We start from the raw sequence: 20164 nt of genomic DNA, 5'->3' as shown, positions 1-20164 counted from the left end.
GGGCAGCGGCGGCATGACTACGTCGTGGTTTGGCGTCAAGGGCACGGAGGACCTGGGCGGTGGGCTCAAGGCCAACTTCGCGCTCACCTCCTTCATCAAGGTGGACAGCGGCATCCAGGGCCGCTTCGCCAACGACACCTTCTTCTCGCGCGACGCCAACGTGGGCCTGTCGGGCGGCTTCGGCAGCGTCACTGTGGGCCGGGGCCTGGCGCCCAACTTCCTGCCTTCCATCCTGTCGAACCCGCTGGGCGACTCATTCACCTTTGCGCCCGTGATCCTGCACATGAACGTGCCGCTGTTCAACGGCACCGGCTGGGGTTCCACCACGCCGTCGGACACAGGCTGGGCCAACGAGATCATCTACAGCACGCCCAACTTTGGCGGGCTCTCGGCCAACCTGCACTACCAGTTTGGCGAGATCGCGGGCGACAGCGGCAAGAAGAACGTGGGCATCAACGCGATGTACTTCAGCGGCCCCATCACGCTCACCGGCTTTTACGAGCGCGACCAGATGAGCAACCCCGCCGTGCCCAGCACCTACCTGGGCAGCACCAAGACCGACTGGATGCTGGGCGGCGCCTACGACTTCACGGTGGTCAAGGCCTTTGCCAGCTATGGCCAGGCCAAGGCCGACAACACCACCAACAAGGCCAAGACCACGCAGCTGGGCGTGTCGGTGCCCGTGGGCGCCACCGGCAAGGTGCTGGCATCGTGGGCACAGACCACGCTGAGCGCCACCGACATCTCGCGCAAGACCTTCACCGTAGGCTACGACCATTTCCTGTCCAAGCGCACCGACCTGTACGTGATGGCCATGGCCGACCGCATCACCAACCAGGCCAAGGGCAGCAGCGTGGGCGTGGGCGTCCGCCACCGTTTCTGAGGCTCTTGAGAGGGCCATTTTTGAACAAAAAAGGCCCTCTCCGCTCTACAGACATGCCATGCAAGCTATTAAAAATATAGCGACCTGGATTCTGTAACCAAACCGTCACGGCGGCTGGGTATCTTTGCGTCCTTGCTCAGGGACCACAACGCGATGCAGAACACCCAATGGAGCCGGCTGGAGGCGATGATGGCGCTGCTGTCGCCCGCTGCACGCCATGGCACCGGCCCGCTGGCCCGGCTGATGCAGGCGGGTGGGCTGCACTGCGTCTTCCAGCCCCTGGCCGATCTGCGCGAGGGCAACATCCATGCCCATGAGGCCCTGATCCGGGGCCCCCAGGACTCACCCCTCCACACCCCCGACGTGCTGCTGAGCCTGGCGCGGCAGGAGGGCATCCTGCAGGACTTCGAGCTGCTGTGCGTGTTCACCGCACTCGCCCAATGGGGCCAGCACGAAGCGCCGGGCCGCCTGTTCGTCAACATCAGCGCCGATGCACTGGTGCACGGCGTGGCGCTGGTGGGCGCCGAGATGCTGGGCGAGACCGTGCGCAGCTTTGGCCTGAGCGCCCGCATGCTGGTGCTGGAGATCACCGAACACGAGCGCGTGAGCGATATGCCCGTGTTGCGCCAGGCCATCAAGGCCGTGCACGCCTGCGGTGCGCGCGTGGCGCTGGACGATTTTGGCGACGGCCGCTCCAGCCTGCGGCTGTGGTCCGAGGTCAAGCCCGACTTCGTGAAGATCGACAAATACTTCATCCACGACATCAGCGACCACCCCGAGAACCTGCAGATGCTGCAGGCCATCAAGGGCATTGCCGATGTGTTTGGCACCAAGCTGATTGCCGAAGGCATCGAAACCCGCGACGACCTGCGCGCGCTGCGCGACCTGGACATCCCCTTCGGCCAGGGCTGGCTGCTGGGCCGCCCGGCACGCGAGCCACGCGACACGGTGGAGGGCCCGGCGCTGGAAGTGATGCAGGACCGCCGCGTGGCCGTGCTGCCACACCTGGGCCAGACCGCACGCCCGGGCATCCTGCGCAGCCTGCTGGTGGTGCAAGCCCCCACCGCATCGCCCGCCACCAGCAACGATGCGGTGGCCGCGATCTTCCACCAGCACACCGACCTGCATGCGCTGGCCGTGGTGGATGGCACCCGCCCCGTGGCGCTCATCAACCGCCAGCAGTTCATGAACCACTACGCCACGCTGTACTTCCGCGAAGTGCATGGCCGCAAATCCTGCCTGGCCTTCGCCAACCAGGCGCCGCGGGTAGTGGAGCTGGACTGCGACGTGGACCAGCTGGTGGGCATCCTCACCTCGCAGGACCAGCGCTACCTGAGCGACGGCTACATCGTGACCGACAACGGCCGCTACCTGGGCCTGGGCACGGGCGACCAGCTGGTGCGCGCCGTGACCGAGACCCGCATCGAGGCCGCGCGGCACGCCAACCCGCTGACCTTTCTGCCCGGCAACATTCCCATCAGCCTGCACATGCAGCGCCTGCTGGAGAGCGGCACCGAGTTTGTGGCCTGCTACGCCGACCTGAACAACTTCAAGCCCTTCAACGACCACTACGGCTACTGGCGCGGCGACCAGATGATCCGCCTGGTGGCGCGCCTGGCCACGGCCCACTGCGACGCGCGCCGCGACTTCGTGGGCCATGTGGGCGGGGACGATTTCATGCTGATCTTTCAGAGCAGCAACTGGCTGCAGCGCTGCAAGAACATCGTGGACGAATTTGCGCGCGAGGCCGTCACGCTGTTCGACGACGGCGCCCGGCTGGCGGGCGGCATCCACGCAGAAGACCGGCATGGCGTGCGGCGGTTCTTCCCGTGCACCACGCTGGCCATCGGAGCGGTGCGCATCACCCCCGGGCGCTTCCGGCACGCCGAAGAGGTGGCCAACCTGGCCGCCGTGGCCAAACACGAGGCCAAGCTGGCCGCCACCGGTGTGGTGCTGCACGGCGGCTTCACCGAATCCAGCCTGGGCGCGCTGGCCGCCACGCGGGCGCTGCAGGATGTGCTGGCGGCGTAGGGGGTGGAGGGAGCAGCGCAGGTTCAGTCAGGTACAGGGGCCGTGCGATTCACGCTGCAAGCCAGTTCGCCTCGGTCCCAGGCGCACCGAGGAGCGCCTGGGAGCGCCTAGGAGCACCGTCCCATCTGTTCATCGGTTCTGTGCGCGGCTCGAATTGGAGGTGTGATTACCTTGCCTTTCAACTTCGCAAGCTATAGTTTGTACGGCTGGGGCAAGCGTGTTTCGCAGAATTTTTGAACGCAAAGCCCGAAGGCTACGAGCTCCTCCACGACCCCAAATCTGAACGCAGAGGTGATGATGAAATTGAAGGCGCCATCTATCGATCCAGCGGTTGGCTAGCCTTCGAGAATGGCAGCATCCAGCCCCACCTAGCTGCTCTTGAGCGTTGGATGGGAAAACGGGCCCGAGTGCAGGGAATAGCTCAAACCAAAAACACCATGCCCATCGCATCCCGTGAGTTCCATCATCACGGTGGCTGTGGTCCCCCTGGTTTCTGGCCTGCGCGATTGGAGCCGTATTCGATTCAGCGTGTTACTTCGGAAATCCGTCGTGAAGAAAGCGTCTGACCCTGCAGTCGAGCGGGACAGCCACCAGCTGAGCTTGTGGTCCCCACCCCTTCGCGCCAGCTGCTCCTCACTTCCACATCAGGCCGTAAACCAACCTATGCCCGTCCCCCCACAGCTTCTTCCGTTCTGGAACGAGTTCCTGCTCGCCACAGGGACCGCCGATCATGGCCGCTACTACGACGTCTGCATCTTTGGCGACAGCGAGAAGCTTGCCGACGAACTGGCCGACCTGGTGCTGCGCGGCGTCAAGCGTGCAACCGCTGGCTCGTTGTGGTCCTACGAAGACCAGGGAATACGGCCCCCGAAGCCGGGAGACCTCAGCATCGTCACAGCCTGGTCAGGCCAGCCGCTCTGCGTCATCGAGACGCAAGCCGTCGATGTTGTGCCCTACAACGAAGTCACCGCAGAGTTTGCGGCCGTCGAAGGTGAAGGCGACGGGTCTCTCGCCTACTGGCTTGAGGGCCATCGACGGTACTTCGAGCAGGAGTGCGCCAGAGCCGGGCGACAGTTTGACGAGAGGATGTTGCTCGCCTGTGAGAAATTCAAAGTCATCTATCAACCTCAGCCCCGCACGGCCTAGCCCGTCGTTGGGCAACACGGAGTCCGTTTTCATGAGTACCAACCATGGCTCAGTCACACTGCGCCTCATGACCGAGCAGGACCTTCCCATGCTCCATGACTGGCTGAACCGGCCTCACATCGTGGAGTGGTGGGGCGGAGAAGAAGCACGGCCGACACTCGCTGAAGTGCAGCAGGAGTACCTGCCAAACGCTCTGGCGAAAGAGTCTGTCACGCCATACATCGCCATGCTGGACAACGAACCGATGGGGTACGCGCAGTCATATGTCGCACTTGGAAGTGGTAGCGGGTGGTGGGAAGAAGAAACCGATCCTGGAGTCCGTGGAATAGACCAATCCCTGGCAGATCCATCGCAGTTGGGGAAAGGCCTTGGAACCAAGCTGGTTCGGGCGCTTGTTGAGATGCTGTTCAACGACCCTGAGGTAACCAAGATTCAGACCGACCCGTCTCCGGACAACCTGCGAGCCATCCGCTGCTACGAGAAGGCGGGGTTCGTGCCGCAACGGACGATAAACACCCCCGATGGGCCAGCTGTGTACATGGTTCAAACACGGCGGGCATTCGAGCTGGCGCGCGGTGCTGTCTAGCCCTTCCATCGAGAGGACATGCCCCGGCAAGCGGGGTCATGCCTCACATGTCAAACGCTAGGCGCCACAAAAGAACTCCCGCCACATCTCACGCTCCACCACCCATGAACGAAGCCGAAATCGCCTCAGGCCTGCCAAGCACACCGAACTATCAGTACGCGCAGCGCGTGGGGAGCCAGCTCTTCCTTGCAGGCCAGGTGCCGCAGGCCGCCGATGGCTCGATCGTGGCACCTGGAGATCCGAGCGCCCAGGCATCGCAGTGCCTGGCGAATCTGAGCAAGGTGCTGGCGGTTCACGGGTTTGCCGCGCCAGACATTCGCCGCCTTGTTGTCTACGTCGTCGGCGAACAGGCCGACCTTTCAGCGGCCTGGGGCGCCGTGACCGAGCACTTTGGCGGGCAAGTGCCTCCGGCAACGCTCCTGGGTGTCGCCCGCCTTGGATACCCGGGGCAGGTGGTGGAGATCGACGCCACCGTCGTCAAGGGAGAGGGATCTGAACGGCTTCGCTTGAGCGCAGAGTGACGCCGCACCAAAGCGCCATACGCGCCTGACAAAATCGCCTAACAGGCCTCCCCCTAACTGAGATGTATAACTCCCTAACAATCGCAGCAACTGGGGAGTCGAATACTCAGTCAAACTCAGCGCACACACTTGCTGCACAAGAACGCGTTTGATCGTCGCTCAATCGCTAGTTGCTATTGGAGAAGCAATGGACCTCACAACTTTCTTGAAAGCGAACTTCTGGGCTGGCCTGGTGGGGACGGTGGTACTCACACCCTTCGCATATGCATACGAGGCTTGGTCCGTAGGAATTGACAGCCCTCTTTTGAATTTCGGCTGGCTTGACGCGGCAATGCTCATCTTGGCACCCTTCGTCATGGCACTAGCATTTTCATTGACGGCCTTAGTTGCCTTTCCCTTCGTCAGATATCTAGAGATCCGAGGTGTGCTTTCCCTGCAAAGGCAACCACAGCGATGAGCCTAGCCCACTTGCTACCCGTTGGAGCAGACGAGCCACGACTCCGAGCGAGACAGGTGCGATTGGGTTGGAGAATTGGCACCGAAAGCGGGAGCATTGGCGGCCGCCCCTAAAGTACGTAGCAGTGCTGCACCGACCTTTTGCAATGCAATCGAATGCCCACTTGGGCCATCTTGCGCAGTACCAACCGTAATAGTCATCACCCTTAAGGCCCCGTGGGCGCCCCTGCCTCGAACCAGCGCTTGACCAGCGCACGCTCGGCATCCGTCATGCCCGTGGCGTTGTTCATGGGCATGAGCTTTTGCACCACCACCTGCTGGTAGACGGCCTGGGCATGCTGCTGGGCCAGCGCGGGCGAATCGAGCCGCAGGTTCTTCATCTGCACCTGCTCGCCGTGGCACATGTAGCAGCGCTGCTCCAGCACGGCCTGCACCGATTTGAAGTCAATTGGGCCGCCTGCGCCCGTTGCGCCTGCCCCGGTAGCTCCTGAAACAGGAGCAACACCGGCAGTTGGCGCGGGGGTGGCCACGGCAGCCACAGCGGCGACGGGTGCCGGGCGCATCCAGGCGATGGCGCCCACAATCACCACCACGCCCACCAGCGCATAGGGTAGCGGGTTGCCGTTGCGGCCCAGCTTGTAGCCGTGGCGCATCACGAAGAACTGGCGGATGGCCGCGCCCGCAAACATCATCAGGATCAGCACCAGCCAGTTCTGCGGGTGGCTCCAGGTAAAGCTGTAGTGGTTGCTGAGCATGGCAAACAGCACCGGGAGCGTGAAGTAGGTGTTGTGCACGCTGCGCTGCTTGCCACGTTTGCCGTGGATCGGGTCCACGGGCTCGCCCGCCTTGATCTGGGCGATGACGGTGCGCTGGCCGGGGATGATCCAGAAGAACACGTTGGCGCTCATGGCCGTGGCGATCATCGCGCCCACCAGCAAGAAGGCCGCGCGGCCCGCAAACCAGTGGCAGGCCAGCCACGAGGCGATGCACACCAGCACCAGCACCAGCGCGCCCACGATGGCGTCGCCGTTCTTGCGCTGGCCAAAGATGCGGCAGATGGCGTCGTACAGCAGCCAGAACACCACAAAGAACGCGAGCGCCACGACGATGGCTGTGGCGGGCGCCCAGTCCATGCGCGACTTGTCGATGAGGTAGGTGCTGGCGCTGTAGAGGTAGGACACCGTGAACAGCGCAAAGCCGCTGATCCAGGTGCTGTAGCTCTCCCAGAAGAACCAGTGCAGGTGCCCCGGCAGCTTGGGTGGTGACACGGCGAACTTGACGGGGTGGTAGAAACCGCCGCCATGCACGGCCCACAGTTCGCCGCTCACGCCCTGTTTCTTGAGGTCGTCGTCCTCGGGCGGCGTGAGGCTGCTGTCAAGGAAGACGAAGTAGAACGACGAGCCAATCCAGGCGATGGCGGTGATGACGTGGACCCAGCGCAAGAGCAGGTTGGCCCAGTCGAGAAGGTAACTTTCCATAGTTCTCAACCTTGGCGGCGAGCGGGCGAATGTGCCGCGCAAGCCGCTTGTACAACCTGCTCACCACTGCGGGCGCTCTGAGCAGAAGAAGGGGGTCGCGCACCTGGGCAGAAAAGCATCTGCTGGGCACCGCTGCGACCGGTGAATCAAAGTGTATGCAGAAATTGTTCCCGCTTCCAGCCCCAGTCTGGTGCCTGCGGGGCGGGAATTACCCGCATTCAAGCTGTTGTGACGGCAGGTGCATGAATCGTTCCAGCCACCGTCGCTCAGGCTGCCTTCAGGCTGAGCAACAGCTGCGCCGCCACGGCCACGGCAATCACCTCGGGCTCCTTGCCCCCAATACCGGGGATGCCGATGGGGCAGGTCACCTGCGCCAGCTCGTCCTGGCTGAATCCCCGGCTGCGCAGGCGGCTGCCAAAGGTGGCCCACTTGGTCTGGCTGCCGATCAGGCCGATGAAGGGCAGGTCCCGCTGCTGCCGCTGGCGCTGCAGGCAGGCGGCCACCACGTCCAGGTCCTCGGCGTGGCTGAAGCTCATGATCAGCACGCGGCTGCCCGATGCCAGGCCTGGCACGGCCCCCTGCACAGGGTCGGAATGCTCGCAGACCGCGCCATCGGGCGGTGGCTCAGGGAAGATGCCATCGCGGCTGTCGATCCAGGTCAGTGCAAAGGGCAGCGGCGCCAGCACACGGGCCAGCGCGTGGCCCACATGGCCGCCGCCAAAGAGCGCCACGGGGTGCAGGCGGGGCGCCAGGCGGGCGGCCAGGCCCGGGACATCGGCCGCCGTGAGCAGCGCAAATCCCAGGTGCACCACACCGCCACAGCATTGACCCAGCGCAGGGCCTAGTGCGTACCGCACGGGCGCGGGGTTGTTGACAGCCGTGCCTGCCAGCCGCAGGCGCGCTTCTGCAATGGCCTGCAGCTCCAGGTGCCCCCCGCCGATGGTGCCCACCAGGCGGTCGGCAAACACGGCCATCCAGGCCCCGGCCTCGCGGGGCACCGACCCTTGGGTAGACTCTACGGTTACCAGGCATGCTGGCCCGGCGGTCAAACCGTCCAACAGCAAACGCAAATTTGTCACCGCCATTCCTTTGTCGTTAACGCCCCTGGCCGCTGGCACCGCTGGCGGCCCCTGCCACACCCACACCATGCCCGACACGCCCCCCCACCGCTCCCCCGGCCCGCGCAGCCACTGGCTGCTGGCAGGCATCATGGCCCTTGGCGCCGCCCTGGTGTCCGCCTGCAAATCGCCACCTGAACCCGCCCCGGCGCCTGACAGCGTGCCGTCCACCAGTGCGGAGCCCGGTGGCGTGAAGGGCCCGGTCCCCGCTGCCGCCGGGTCGGCACGCCCCTCGGCCGCCGCCACGCCCCAGGCCTACCGGCAGGATGCGGCCACGCACCTTTATGGGCTGAACCGCGAACGCATCTTCAAAGGCAAGCTGCCCGCCCAGTTGTACGCCATCGGCGTGCTGCAGGTAGACATCGACCGCAGCGGCAAGGTCACCCGCCTGCACTGGATGCGCGCCCCGCGCCACGCGCCCGAGGTGGTGGCCGAGATCGAGCGCACCGTGCGCGCTGCGGCGCCCTTTCCTGCGCCCACGCGCATGGGCAAGGTCACCTACACCGACACCTGGCTATGGGACAAGGGCGGGCACTTTCAGCTGGATACCCTGACTGAAGGACAGTTGTAAGTACATCCCTCCGAGCGGCTTCGCCGCTCGGCGCGGCCGCGATGCCTACGAACCTCGGTAGGTCGAATAGCTCCACGGGCTCACCAGCAGGGGCACGTGGTAGTGCTGGTCGGCATGCGCAATGCCGAAGTCCAGGCTCACCTGGTTCAAAAAGTTGGGTTCGGGCAACTGCACACCCCGGGCCTTGAAGTAGCCCGCCACATCAAAACGCAGCCGGTAGGTGCCGGTGCGGAGGCTGGCGTTGTCGAACAGCGGCGCATCGGTGCGGCCATCGTGGTTCAGCACCAGGCGCTTGATGAGGGTGGCGTTGTCGCCATCGGTGGCATACAGGGCGACCTCCATGCCAGCGGCGGGGCAGCCGTTCATGGTGTCAAGAACGTGGGTGCTCAATCCCATAGGGAATCTCCTGAAGTGGGGACCACGGCCGATCGGCGAGGATTGCCAGATCGCAGCGTGTAGACCAAAAGTGTATACACTTTTCGCCATCCAACGTATCATGCCACCATGGAATCTTCATCCACCAGTGCGATTGTCGAGGCGCTGACCCGCGCCATCGTGGAGCACCGCCTGCAGCCAGGCACCAAATTGGCCGAGCAGAAACTGGCAGACCACTTCGGCGTGTCGCGCACGCTGGTGCGCCAGGCGCTGTTCCAGCTCGCGCAGAACCGCCTCGTCACGCTGGAGCCCGCGCGCGGCGCTTTTGTCTCCACGCCTTCCGTCGAAGAAGCCCGCCAGGTGTTTGCCGTGCGCCGCATGCTCGAAACCGAGATGACGCGCGCCTTTGTACAAACTGTGACCCCCGCCAAGATCAAGGCCCTGCGCGCCCATGTGGCCAGTGAGAAGGCCGCCATGGGCACGGCCGACGCGAGCAGCCGCACCGAGCTGCTGGGCGACTTCCATGTGCGCATGGCCGAGCTGATGGGCAACGAGGTGCTGGCGCAGATGTTGGGCGACCTGATCTCGCGCTGCGCGCTGATCACGCTGATGTACCAGTCCGCCAGCGCCGCCGAGCACTCGCATGAAGAGCATGGCGACATCGTGGCGGCGCTGGCCGCGCGTGACGAGGCGCTGGCCGTCTCGCTCATGCAGTCGCACCTCGAACATGTGGAGGCCAGCCTGACGTTTGACCGCAAACGCCCGGCCAGCGACCTGGCCGCCGCGCTCATGCCGTGACCCCTTGATGAATCACCGACACCCATGATCTACGACTCCACCCAGCATTACCCCCGCGACCTCATCGGCTACGGCAAGAACCCGCCCCACGCGCAGTGGCCGGGCGGCGCGCGCATTGCCGTGCAGTTCGTGCTGAACTATGAAGAAGGCGGCGAGAACGCCGTGCTGCATGGCGACGCCGGCAGCGAGCAGTTCCTGTCCGAAATGTTCAACCCCGCGAGCTACCCAGAGCGGCACATGAGCATGGAGGGCATCTACGAATACGGCTCGCGCGCTGGCGTGTGGCGCATCCTGCGCGAGTTCGAAAAGCGCCAGTTGCCCCTGACCGTGTTCGGCGTGTCGAGCGCGCTGCAGCGCCACCCCGAGCTGACGCAGGCCTTCGTGCAGCTGGGCCACGAGATCGCCTGCCACGGCCTGAAATGGATCCACTACCAGCACATCCCCGAGGAAGTCGAGCGCGCCCACATGGCCGAGGCCATGGAAATCATTGAGCGCATGACGGGGCACCGTGCGCTGGGCTGGTACACCGGCCGTGACAGCCCCAACACCCGCCGCCTGGTGGCCGACTTCGGCGGCTTTGAATACGACAGCGACTACTACGGCGACGACCTGCCGTTCTGGATGGACGTGAAGAAGAGTAACGGCGCCACCGTGCCCCAGCTCATCGTGCCCTACACGCTCGACTGCAACGACATGCGCTTTGCGCTGCCGCAGGGCTATTCGCACGCCGACCCATTCTTCCAGTACATGAAGGACACCTTCGACGCGCTGTACGCCGAGGGCGACCCGGCGGGCGACAACGCGCCCAAGATGATGAGCATCGGCATGCACTGCCGCCTGCTCGGGCGCCCTGGCCGCATCACGGCGCTGCAGCGCTTTCTGGACCACATCCAGCAGCACAGCGACGTGTGGGTGTGCCGCCGCATCGACATCGCGCGCCACTGGAAACAGACGCACCCCTACCCTACGCAGAAAGCAGGCTGAGCATGGCACTGACCCTGGAACAACTCAACGCCGCCAGCGCTGCCGAGGCATTGCAGCTGCTGGACGGCCTGTACGAACACTCGCCCTGGATCGCCGAGCAGGCGCTGGCCCAGCGCCCCTTCCGCTCGCAGGCCCACCTGCAGCATGCGCTGGCCCAGGTGGTGCGCACGGCGGGGCATGACGCGCAGCTCGCGCTGATCCGCGCCCACCCCGAACTGGCGGGCAAGGCCATGGTGGCCAAGAATCTCACGGCCGAATCCACCAATGAGCAGAGCAAGGCGGGCCTCACGCAGTGCACGCCCGATGAGTTCGCGCGCATCCAGCAGCTCAACGCCGCGTACAACGAGCGCTTCGGCTTTCCGTTCATCCTGGCGGTGCGCGGGCCGCGCGGCACGGGCCTGCCCAAGCAGGAAATCATCGACACCTTTGCGCGCCGCCTGGACAACCACCCCGAGTTCGAGCTGGCCGAGGCCCTGCGCAATGTCCACCGCATCGCCGAGATCCGCCTGAACGACAAGTTCGGCGCCGAGCCCGTGCTGGGCAACGACGTGTGGGACTGGCAGGAAAAGCTTGCCGAGCACTCCGACCCCGGCTTTGCCGAAAAAGGCCAGCTCACCGTCACCTACCTCACCGACGCGCACCGCGCATGCGCCCAGCGCATCAGCCACTGGATGCGCGACTGCGGCTTTGACGAGGTGGAGATCGACGCCGTGGGCAATGTGGTGGGGCGCTACCACCCCGCCACGGAAGGCGCGCGATACCTCATTACCGGCAGCCACTACGACACCGTGCGCAACGGCGGCAAGTACGACGGCCGCCTGGGCATCTTCGTGCCCATGGCCTGCGTGCGCGAGCTGCACCGCGCCGGCAAACGTCTGCCTTTCGGCATCGAGGTGGTGGGTTTTGCCGAAGAAGAAGGCCAGCGCTACAAGGCCACCTTCCTGGGCTCGGGCGCGCTCATTGGCGACTTCAACCCCGCCTGGCTTGACCAGAAGGACGTGGACGGCATAACCATGCGCGCGGCCATGCAGCACGCGGGCCTGTGCATCGACGACATTCCCAAACTGCAGCGTGACCCCGCGCAGTACCTGGGTTTCATCGAAGTGCACATCGAACAGGGCCCGGTGCTCAACGAGCTGGACCTGCCCCTGGGCGTGGTCACCTCCATCAATGGCAGTGTGCGTTTTCTGTGCGAGATGATCGGCACCGCCAGCCACGCGGGCACCACCCCCATGGACCGCCGCCGCGACGCGGCCGTGGCCGTGGCCGAGCTGGCGCTGTATGTGGAGCAGCGCGCCGCGCAGGACGGCGACTCGGTGGGCACCATCGGCCAGCTGCAGGTGCCCGCAGGCTCCATCAACGTGGTGCCCGGCCGCTGCCAATTCAGCCTGGACTTGCGCGCGCCCACCGATGCACAGCGCGATGCATTGGTGAGCGACGTGAAGGAGCAGCTCGCCAAAATCGCCGCCCGGCGCGGCCTGCGCTACACGCTGGAAGAATCCATGCGTGCCGCCGCTGCGCCCAGCGCGCCCGCCTGGCAACACCACTGGGAGCGTGCTGTGGACACGCTGGGCGTGCCCGTGTTCCGCATGCCCAGCGGGGCAGGACACGATGCGATGAAGCTGCACGAAATCATGCCGCAGGCCATGCTCTTTGTGCGCGGGCTGAACTCCGGCATCAGCCACAACCCGCTCGAATCCACCACCAACAACGACATGCAGCTGGCCGTGGACGCCTTCACCCAGGTGCTGCGCCAACTTGCAGAGGAACAACAACCATGACCACCCCTAACCAATACGCCGCGCTGGACGCCTGGATCGACCAGCACTTTGACGAGGAAGTGCGCTTTTTGCAGGCCCTGGTGCGCGTGCCCACTGATACGCCACCCGGCAACAACGCCCCCCACGCCGAACGCACGGCCGAGCTGCTGAAGGACTTTGGCTACGAGGCCGAGAAACATGCCGTGCCCGCCGCCGACGTGTTGGCCTACGGCATGGAATCCATCACCAACCTCATCGTGCGCAGACCCTACGGCAACGGCGGCAAAACCATTGCCCTGAACGCCCACGGCGATGTGGTGCCGCCCGGCGAAGGCTGGACGCACGACCCCTATGGCGCAGAGATTGTGGACGGCGCCATGTACGGCCGCGCCACTGCCGTGAGCAAGAGCGACTTTGCGAGTTTCACCTTTGCAGTGCGCGCGCTGGAAGCCGTGGCCAAGCCCGCCCAGGGCGCGGTGGAACTGCACTTCACCTACGACGAGGAATTCGGCGGCGAACTGGGCCCCGGCTGGCTGCTGCAAAAGGGGTTGACGAAACCCGACCTGATGATTGCCGCCGGCTTCAGCTACGAAGTGGTCACCGCCCACAACGGCTGCCTGCAGATGGAAGTGACCGTGCACGGCAAGATGGCCCATGCCGCCGTGCCCCACACGGGCGTGGATGCGCTGCAGGGCGCGGTGCACATCCTGAACGCGCTGTATGCGCAGAACGATGAGTACAAGAAGGTCACGTCCAACGTGGCGGGCATCAAGCACCCGTACCTGAACGTCGGCCGCATCGAAGGCGGCACCAACACCAACGTCGTGCCCGGCAAGGTCATGTTCAAGCTCGATCGCCGCATGATCCCCGAAGAGAACCCGGTCGAAGTCGAAGCCGCCATCCGCCGCATCATCGAGCAGGCAGCGGGTGAGCGCGACGGCATCCGCGTGGAGATCAAGCGCCTGCTGCTGGCCAACGCAATGACCCCACTGCCAGGCAACAAACCGCTGGTCGATGCGATCCAGAAACACGCACAGTCCGTGATCGGTGAACCCGTGCCCGCCGTGGGCACGCCGCTGTACACCGACGTGCGTCTGTATGTGGAGCGCGGTATTCCCGGCGTGATCTACGGTGCGGGCCCGCGCACCGTGCTTGAGTCGCACGCCAAGCGCGCCGACGAGCGCCTGCAGCTGGAAGACCTGCGCCGCGCCACCAAAGTGATCGCGCGCTCGCTCAGCGACCTGCTCGCCTGACGCGGTTTTGTGCTCAGGCGCTGCGGTGTGCCCGCTGCGCCTGCGCCAGCCGCGCAAGCCGCTGCACCAGGGCCGGGTACTGCGACTCGGACGTATTGCCGTAGCCCAGCACCAGGCCGTTGTCTTCGGGCTGTGCGCGCAAGGCAAAGCGTGACAGGGGCGCGGGCGCCATGTCGTAGGCGCGGGCCGCCTCGGCAATGGCCTGGTCGGGGTATGCGGGCGGCAGGCGCACCGTGAGGTGCATGCCGCTGTCGCCCCCCAGCACTGTGTGGGGCAGGGCCAGGTGCTTCGCCAATGCATCGCGCAGCAGCGCCTGTCGGCTGCGGTACAGGCGCCGCATGCGCCCCAGGTGCCGGCTGAATTGACCACTCTCGATGAACTCTGCCAGCGCCAGCTGCTCATGGCGGTGCCCACCGCGCAGGGTCTCCTTGAGCAGCGGCGCGGCCACGGCCGCCAGGGCCTGCGGCAGCACCACAAACCCGAGCCGCAACGACGGGAACAGCGTCTTGCTGAACGTGCCCACATACATCACCGGCGCTTCAGGCACCAGGCCCTGCATGGCGCCGATCAGCTCGCCCGCGTGGCGGAATTCGCTGTCGTAGTCGTCCTCGATGATCCAGGCACCGCAGGCCTGGGCCTGGCGGATCAGCGCCAGCCTGCGCGCCACCGGCAGCACGGCGCCCGTGGGGTACTGGTGGGACGGCGTGGCGTAGATGAGCCGGGGGGGCATTGCCGCCCAGGCCTGGGCGGGCACCAGCAGGCCCGCATCATCAACCCGCATGGGTTCCACGCGCAGGTCCCCACACTGGAAGGCCGTGTGTGCGCCCCGATAGCCCGGGTCTTCCACCCAGGCGGTGTCGCCCGGGTTGGTCACCAGCCGCACGCACAGGTTCAGCGCCTCCTGCGCACCTTCGGTGATGACCACCTGCTCCGCCTCGCATCGCACACCCCGTGCCACCGCCAGATGCCGCAGGATGGCGCCGCGCAAGGCAGCTTCACCCGCAGGGTGGCCGTAGCCCAGGGCCGACACGCCCGCCGTTTTGAAAGCGCGGTCGAAACAGCGCTTCCACGCACTCACCGGAAACCGCGCCAGCGCAGGCACGCCCGGTTTGAAGGCCAGGGTGTCGGCGGCATCGGCAAAGCGGCTGGCCACCTGCGCACTGCGCTCGGACAGGCGCGGCGGCGCCGCGCGGGCCGCGTCCGCACGGCCCCGGGCGCGGCTGCGGCCCAGCGCGGCCACCTTGGTGCCCCGGCGGTTCAGCTCGATATAGCCCTCGGCCCCCAGCTGCTCGTACACCGCCGTCACGCTGTTGCGCGACACCCCCAGGTCCGCCGCCAGATCCCGCGACCCGGGCAGGCGGCAGCCCGAGGGGAAACGCCCATCCAGGATGGCGTCGCGGATGCGGGCCAGGAGCTGGCGCTGCAGCGAATCGCCCTTCCGCCCCCGCACCATCGGGGCCTCCAGCAGGACATGGCGGACAGGGTCGGTGACAGGGGTGGATGGTGTCATGGGGTACCTGCAAAAAGGCCGCTGGTTGGCAAACTCAGTGGCACCATCAGATTGTGCCACGGTGGATCTTTTTGATGATCCACAAGCTCCCTAAAGTCACACACTCCATTTCTCTTTTTTCCGCTTCGACTGCACGATCCATGACCACCTTGATCAACGATTTCGCCCAGCCCATCGGCGCCCCCGTGCCCGGCTGGACGCCCCGCCCCCAACCCACCGGCGTGACCCTGGCGGGCCGCCACTGCCTGCTGGAGCCCCTGCAGGCCGAGCGGCACGCGGCCGACCTGGACGCCGCCTACCGGCTCGCGCCCGACCCGCGCGCCTGGACCTACATGTTCACCGGTCCGTTCGACACGCCGCAGGACTACCTGCGCTACGCCCAAGGCGCGGCGCAGAGCACCGACCCGCGCCACTTCGCGGTGGTGAACCGCAGCACCGGCAAGGCCGTGGGCACGCTGGCACTGATGCGCATCGACCCCACCCACGGCGTGATCGAGGTGGGCAACGTGATGTTCTCGCCCCTGCTGCAGCAGACCCCCGCGTCCACCGAGGCGCAGTTCCTGCTCATGGCCTATGTATTCGACACGCTGGGCTACCGCCGCTATGAGTGGAAATGCGACAGCCTCAACGTCCCCTCGCGGCGCACCGCCGCGCGCCTGGGTTTCCAGTTCGAGGGCATCTTTCGCCAGGCCGTGGTCTACAAGGGCCGCAACCGCGACACCGCCTGGTTCTCCATCATCGACACCGAATGGCCGCTGCTGCGGCAGGCGTTCGAAGCCTGGCTGTCGGACGACAACCACGACTCCCAGGGGCGCCAGCGACGCTCGCTGACGCAGGTGCGCGAATCCCTGCCACGTTGAGCAGGGCGTATGCCCGGGCCTGTGCACGCCGCGCAGCGATGACACACGCGCATGGGCTGAATACGCAATGGCAGCACTGCCGTCTGCAATGGGGCAAGCGCCCCCTACACTTGCTGCGGCCCCCCAGCGGGGCGGCATTCCCTTTCTTTTCCTTCCAAGCAAAAAACCAAGGAGCTGCTTCCATGAACATCCGACACACGCTGCTGGCCTCCAGCCTGGCGCTGGCCCTGGCCAGCCTCACGGCCTGCGGCAGCGCCCCCACCACGGCAGCCGCGCCCGCCGTTCAGCAGACGGCCGCCGCGCAGGCCGCCAGCGCAGCCTACGACTTCAGCATGGACGTGTTCCACCCCGTGGTGGCGCGCAATGGCATGGTCGCCACCGAGCAGGAGTTGGCCTCGCAGATCGGCCTCGACATCCTCAAGGCCGGTGGCAACGCGGTGGATGCAGCCGTGGGCATCGGCTTTGCGCTGGCCGTGGCCCTGCCCAATGCGGGCAACCTGGGTGGTGGCGGGTTCATGGTGGTGCACGATGCCAAGAGCGGCAAGAGCGTGGCGCTCGACTTCCGCGAAGTGGCTCCATCGAAGGCCACGCGCGACATGTACCTGGACGCCAAAGGCAATGTGGTGGACGGCAAGTCGCTCTACACCCACTACGCCGTGGGCGTACCTGGCACCGTGGCCGGCATGGAGCATGCGCTCAAGACCTGGGGCACCCTGCCCCTGTCGCGCGTGATTGCCCCCGCCATCGAGTTGGCGGACAAGGGATTCCCGGTGAGCGAAACACTCGCCAAGATCCTGCAACAAGAGAAGAAAAACATGGGCAAGTGGCCTGCCACCCAGGCCATCTTCTGGAAGAACGGCGAGCCCTTGAAGGTGGGCGACCCGCTGGTGCAGAAAGACCTGGCCCAGTCCATGCGCCTGATCGCCCAGCAGGGCGCCAAGGCGTTCTACGAAGGCGAAATCGCCCAGAAGATCGCCGCCGAGATGGCCCCCCACGCGGGCGCCATCAGCCTGCAGGACCTGCGTGAATACAAGGTGGCCGAGCGTGTGCCCACGCGTGGCACCTACCGCGGCTACGAGATCGTGACCATGCCGCCACCCTCTTCCGGCGGCCCGCACCTGGTGCAGATCCTGAACATGCTGGAGCCCCTGCCGCTGGCCCAATGGGGCCCCAACAGCGCACAGACCATCCACTACATGGCCGAGAGCAGCAAGCTGGCCTACGCCGACCGCTCCGAATACTTGGGCGACCCGGACTTCGTGAAGATTCCGCTCAAAGGTCTGACCTCCAAGCGCTATGCAGAATCTCTGGCCAAGGGCATCGACGCCAACCGCGCACGCCCTGCCAAGGAGATCAAGCCCGGCCAGCCCCAGCCGTATGAAAGCGATCAGACCACCCATTACTCGGTGGTGGACAAGGCCGGCAACGCCGTGGCCGTGACCTACACACTGAACACCAACTTCGGCAGCGGCATCGTCGCCAAGGGCACGGGCATTCTGCTCAACAACGAGATGGACGACTTCTCGGCCAAGCCCGGCGTGGCCAACGCCTACGGCCTGGTCGGTGGCGACGCCAACGCCGTGGCCGCCAAGAAGCGCCCCCTGTCGTCCATGACGCCCACCCTGGTGCTGAAGGACGGCAAGCCCACCCTGGTGACCGGCAGCCCCGGTGGCGCCCGCATCATCACCACGGTGCTTCAGACGGTGGTCAACACCATCGACTTCGGCATGAACCCTGCGGAAGCCGCAGCCGCGCCGCGTGTGCACCACCAATGGACGCCGGACGAGCTGCGCGTGGAAAAGGGTCTCTCGCCCGACACCCTGGCTCTGCTCAAGCAGCGCGGCCACAACATCGCCGTGAAGCCCTCGATGGGCCGCACGCAGACCATCCAGATCCGGGGCGGCGCGCTGTATGGCTACTCGGACCCGCGCAATCCGGATGGGAAAACGCTGGGGTATTGATTGCTATCAAGTTAATAGCTACCACCGCTTGATGAACGCGCGGTAGCGGCCATTCAAACCGAGAATCCCGCTCGCCGAAAGGCCAGCGGGATTTTTCATGGCGGCCTGGTCAGGCTGGCAATGCCTGCCCCATCTCAAAATTCGCCATCTTCTCCAGCGCCCGCACCATCGCCGAGTGGTCCCAGCCCTGCCCGCCATGGGCGACGCAGGCATTGAACAGCTCCTGCGCCATCGCCGTGTTGGGCAGCGGCACGCCCAGTGCCCGCGCGCTCGACAACGCAAGGTTCAGGTCCTTCTGGTGCAGCCCGATGCGAAAGCCCGGCTCGAATTTGCGTTGGATCATGCGCTCGGCATGCACCTCCAGGATCTTGGACGAGGCGAAACCGCCCAGCAGCGCCTGGCGCACACGCGCCGGGTCGGCGCCCGCGCGGGCGGCAAAGAGCAGCGCCTCGGCCACGGCCTCGATGTTCAGCGCCACGATGATCTGGTTGGCCACCTTGGCGGTCTGGCCGTCGCCGTTGCCGCCCACCAGGGTGATGTTCTTGCCCAGGCGTTCGAACAAGGGCCTGATGCGCTCGAACACCGCCTCGGGGCCACCGACCATGATGGACAGCGTGGCGTTCTTGGCGCCCAGCTCGCCGCCCGAAACGGGGGCGTCCAGGTACTGCGCGCCAGCGGCTTCGATGCGGCGCGCGAAATCCTTGGTAGCCACGGGCGAGATGGAGCTCATGTCCACCACCACCTTGCCCACGCTGCCTTTCAAGCCTTGCGCCACGCCATCGGCGCCGAACAGCACCTTCTCCACATCGGGCGTGTCGGGCAGCATCAGAAAGACAATGTCGGCCCGCTCGGCCACGCCGCGCGCGGTGGTGCACTGCGTGGCACTGCTCTCTGCGATCTGTGGCGCCACGCGGCCCCGGGTGTGCACATACAGCTGGTGGCCCGCAGCGATGAGGTGGCCGCACATGGGCGCGCCCATGATGCCCAGGCCGATGAAACCGAGTTTGAGGGGGGTGCCTGTCATGTTCTTGTTCTCCTTTTGTTGTGGTGATTCATCCATGGGTTTGTTTTGGGTCATGCCGTGAGCGCCGTGCGCCAACCAAGGCCGATCTCGGTTGTGCGCACGGGCCGGTACTCGCAACCCACCCAGCCGTCGTATCCGATGCGGTCCAGGTGCGCGAACAGGTAGCGGTAGTTGATCTCGCCCGTACCCGGCTCGTTGCGGCCGGGGTTGTCGGCCAGCTGCACGTGGCCGATGCGTTCCAGGTGCTTTTGCAGCGTGGCCGCGATTTCGCCTTCGGTGCGCTGCGCGTGGTAGATGTCGTACTGCACATAGGCGTTGCTGGCATCCACTTCGTCCAGGATGTCCAGCGCCTGGTCCGTGCGGGTCAGGTAGAAGCCCGGGATATCGAAGGGGTTGATGGGCTCGATCAGCAGGCGCAGCCCGGCCGCCCTCAACTCCGTGGCCGCGAAGCGCAGGTTCTCGACCAGTGTGCGGCGCAGCACCGCAGCATCCACCCCCGCAGGCGCCTTGCCCGCCAGGCAGTTGAGCCGCGGCACGCCCAGCGCCTGGGCGTAGGTGATGGCCTGGGCCACACCGGCGCGAAACTCCACAATGCGTGCCGGGTCGCAAGCAATGCCACGCTCGCCAGCGGCCCAGTCGCCTGCGGGCAGGTTGTGCAGCACGATCTGCAGCTGGTGTTTGTCGATGTGCGCGCGGATTTCTTCTGCGGGAAATTCGTAAGGAAAAAGGAACTCCACGGCCTCGAAGCCGGTGCGCGCGGCGCGCTCAAAGCGGTCGAGAAAGGGAACCTCGGTGAACAGCATGCTGAGGTTGGCGGCAAAACGGGGCATGAAAAGTCTCCGGTAACAC

17 protein-coding genes and 1 pseudogene are annotated in these 20164 nt (G+C 65.6%); 12 read left to right on the top strand and 6 right to left on the bottom strand.

Annotated features, from left to right (window positions below; genetic code table 11):
- The 5 genes from AC07Z7_RS17705 to AC07Z7_RS17685 all read left to right on the top strand — a co-directional run.
- Positions 1 to 883 (top strand): porin (locus tag AC07Z7_RS17705; RefSeq protein WP_494767085.1); only part of this gene is annotated, 883 nt, incomplete at its 5' end.
- A 153-nt stretch (positions 884 to 1036) separates the two neighbouring features.
- A complete protein-coding gene (locus AC07Z7_RS17700; RefSeq protein ID WP_494767084.1) occupies positions 1037 to 2914 on the top strand; it encodes an EAL domain-containing protein in 1878 nt (625 codons plus the stop codon).
- Between the two features lie 453 nt (positions 2915 to 3367).
- On the top strand, positions 3368 to 4060 hold the full coding sequence (locus AC07Z7_RS17695) for an ASCH domain-containing protein (protein WP_494767083.1): 693 nt from the start codon (positions 3368 to 3370) through the stop codon (positions 4058 to 4060).
- Positions 4061 to 4091: 31 nt separating this feature from the next.
- Positions 4092 to 4646, top strand: coding sequence for an AacA4 family aminoglycoside N(6')-acetyltransferase (locus AC07Z7_RS17690; protein WP_263096509.1), 555 nt, complete (start codon positions 4092 to 4094; stop codon positions 4644 to 4646).
- A 104-nt stretch (positions 4647 to 4750) separates the two neighbouring features.
- A complete protein-coding gene (locus AC07Z7_RS17685) occupies positions 4751 to 5167 on the top strand; it encodes a RidA family protein (RefSeq protein WP_494767082.1) in 417 nt (138 codons plus the stop codon).
- Between the two features lie 662 nt (positions 5168 to 5829).
- Here the strand turns inward: AC07Z7_RS17685 and AC07Z7_RS17680 are convergent.
- Positions 5830 to 7101 (bottom strand): urate hydroxylase PuuD, encoded by a 1272-nt coding sequence (locus AC07Z7_RS17680; RefSeq protein ID WP_494767081.1) that lies wholly within the window; start codon positions 7099 to 7101, stop codon positions 5830 to 5832.
- Between the two features lie 266 nt (positions 7102 to 7367).
- Positions 7368 to 8186: a xanthine dehydrogenase accessory protein XdhC gene (xdhC, locus tag AC07Z7_RS17675; protein WP_494767080.1), complete on the bottom strand. Its 819-nt coding sequence runs from the start codon at positions 8184 to 8186 to the stop codon at positions 7368 to 7370.
- A 61-nt stretch (positions 8187 to 8247) separates the two neighbouring features.
- Between xdhC and AC07Z7_RS17670 the strand changes: the two genes are divergently transcribed.
- Positions 8248 to 8790, top strand: a complete 543-nt coding sequence (locus tag AC07Z7_RS17670) for a hypothetical protein (protein WP_440113345.1) — start codon at positions 8248 to 8250, stop codon at positions 8788 to 8790.
- Positions 8791 to 8835: 45 nt separating this feature from the next.
- Here the strand turns inward: AC07Z7_RS17670 and uraH are convergent, their stop codons facing one another.
- Positions 8836 to 9186: a hydroxyisourate hydrolase gene (gene uraH / locus AC07Z7_RS17665; protein WP_252662169.1), complete on the bottom strand. Its 351-nt coding sequence runs from the start codon at positions 9184 to 9186 to the stop codon at positions 8836 to 8838.
- A 108-nt stretch (positions 9187 to 9294) separates the two neighbouring features.
- Here uraH and AC07Z7_RS17660 point away from each other — a divergent pair, with 108 nt between their 5' ends.
- From AC07Z7_RS17660 to AC07Z7_RS17645, 4 genes are read left to right on the top strand one after another with little or no spacing between them, the layout of a single operon-like run.
- Positions 9295 to 9963, top strand: a complete 669-nt coding sequence (locus AC07Z7_RS17660; RefSeq protein WP_063462488.1) for a GntR family transcriptional regulator — start codon at positions 9295 to 9297, stop codon at positions 9961 to 9963.
- Positions 9964 to 9987: 24 nt separating this feature from the next.
- Positions 9988 to 10947, top strand: a complete 960-nt coding sequence (gene puuE / locus AC07Z7_RS17655; RefSeq protein WP_252662167.1) for an allantoinase PuuE — start codon at positions 9988 to 9990, stop codon at positions 10945 to 10947.
- A 2-nt stretch (positions 10948 to 10949) separates the two neighbouring features.
- On the top strand, positions 10950 to 12728 hold the full coding sequence (gene uraD / locus AC07Z7_RS17650) for a 2-oxo-4-hydroxy-4-carboxy-5-ureidoimidazoline decarboxylase (protein WP_494767079.1): 1779 nt from the start codon (positions 10950 to 10952) through the stop codon (positions 12726 to 12728).
- Positions 12725 to 13960, top strand: coding sequence for a M20 family metallopeptidase (locus AC07Z7_RS17645; RefSeq protein WP_494767078.1), 1236 nt, complete (start codon positions 12725 to 12727; stop codon positions 13958 to 13960). Before uraD ends, AC07Z7_RS17645 begins: the two co-directional genes overlap by 4 nt.
- Before the next feature lie 13 nt (positions 13961 to 13973).
- Here the strand turns inward: AC07Z7_RS17645 and pdxR are convergent, their stop codons facing one another.
- Positions 13974 to 15470, bottom strand: a complete 1497-nt coding sequence (gene pdxR, locus AC07Z7_RS17640) for a MocR-like pyridoxine biosynthesis transcription factor PdxR (RefSeq protein ID WP_494767077.1) — start codon at positions 15468 to 15470, stop codon at positions 13974 to 13976.
- 140 nt (positions 15471 to 15610) lie between these two features.
- Between pdxR and AC07Z7_RS17635 the strand changes: the two are divergent.
- Together AC07Z7_RS17635 and ggt are read left to right on the top strand one after the other, a co-directional pair.
- Positions 15611 to 16318, top strand: a pseudogene (locus tag AC07Z7_RS17635) (GNAT family N-acetyltransferase); the annotation flags it as partial.
- A gap of 194 nt (positions 16319 to 16512) precedes the next feature.
- Entirely contained in the window at positions 16513 to 18291 is a 1779-nt protein-coding gene (ggt, locus tag AC07Z7_RS17630) for a gamma-glutamyltransferase (RefSeq protein WP_094286869.1), read from the top strand.
- 109 nt (positions 18292 to 18400) lie between these two features.
- Here ggt and glxR read toward each other — a convergent pair whose 3' ends face one another.
- The gene (gene glxR / locus AC07Z7_RS17625) at positions 18401 to 19315 is read right to left on the bottom strand and encodes a 2-hydroxy-3-oxopropionate reductase (RefSeq protein ID WP_494767076.1); all 915 of its coding nucleotides are present in this window, start codon (positions 19313 to 19315) and stop codon (positions 18401 to 18403) included.
- Positions 19316 to 19365: 50 nt separating this feature from the next.
- Positions 19366 to 20145: a hydroxypyruvate isomerase gene (gene hyi / locus AC07Z7_RS17620; RefSeq protein WP_494767075.1), complete on the bottom strand. Its 780-nt coding sequence runs from the start codon at positions 20143 to 20145 to the stop codon at positions 19366 to 19368.
- Positions 20146 to 20164 lie beyond the last annotated feature (19 nt).

The organism is Acidovorax sp. GW101-11A03 (assembly GCF_059424825.1).
Note: the sequence above shows the minus strand (reverse complement) of the source record. Positions and strands in the feature narration are given on the sequence as shown.

Bases quoted from the DNA above. Each gene is read 5' to 3' on its own strand.
- xdhC (WP_494767080.1), bottom strand. From the start codon at position 8,186: ATGGCGGTGACAAATTTGCGTTTGCTGTTGGACGGTTTGACCGCCGGG.
- glxR (WP_494767076.1), bottom strand. From the start codon at position 19,315: ATGACAGGCACCCCCCTCAAACTCGGTTTCATCGGCCTGGGCATCATG.
- AC07Z7_RS17690 (WP_263096509.1), top strand. From the start codon at position 4,092: ATGAGTACCAACCATGGCTCAGTCACACTGCGCCTCATGACCGAGCAG.
- AC07Z7_RS17700 (WP_494767084.1), top strand. From the start codon at position 1,037: ATGCAGAACACCCAATGGAGCCGGCTGGAGGCGATGATGGCGCTGCTG.
- AC07Z7_RS17660 (WP_063462488.1), top strand. From the start codon at position 9,295: ATGGAATCTTCATCCACCAGTGCGATTGTCGAGGCGCTGACCCGCGCC.
- uraH (WP_252662169.1), bottom strand. From the start codon at position 9,186: ATGGGATTGAGCACCCACGTTCTTGACACCATGAACGGCTGCCCCGCC.
- AC07Z7_RS17670 (WP_440113345.1), top strand. From the start codon at position 8,248: ATGCCCGACACGCCCCCCCACCGCTCCCCCGGCCCGCGCAGCCACTGG.
- uraD (WP_494767079.1), top strand. From the start codon at position 10,950: ATGGCACTGACCCTGGAACAACTCAACGCCGCCAGCGCTGCCGAGGCA.
- pdxR (WP_494767077.1), bottom strand. From the start codon at position 15,470: ATGACACCATCCACCCCTGTCACCGACCCTGTCCGCCATGTCCTGCTG.
- AC07Z7_RS17680 (WP_494767081.1), bottom strand. From the start codon at position 7,101: ATGGAAAGTTACCTTCTCGACTGGGCCAACCTGCTCTTGCGCTGGGTC.
- AC07Z7_RS17645 (WP_494767078.1), top strand. From the start codon at position 12,725: ATGACCACCCCTAACCAATACGCCGCGCTGGACGCCTGGATCGACCAG.
- hyi (WP_494767075.1), bottom strand. From the start codon at position 20,145: ATGCCCCGTTTTGCCGCCAACCTCAGCATGCTGTTCACCGAGGTTCCC.
- ggt (WP_094286869.1), top strand. From the start codon at position 16,513: ATGAACATCCGACACACGCTGCTGGCCTCCAGCCTGGCGCTGGCCCTG.
- AC07Z7_RS17685 (WP_494767082.1), top strand. From the start codon at position 4,751: ATGAACGAAGCCGAAATCGCCTCAGGCCTGCCAAGCACACCGAACTAT.
- puuE (WP_252662167.1), top strand. From the start codon at position 9,988: ATGATCTACGACTCCACCCAGCATTACCCCCGCGACCTCATCGGCTAC.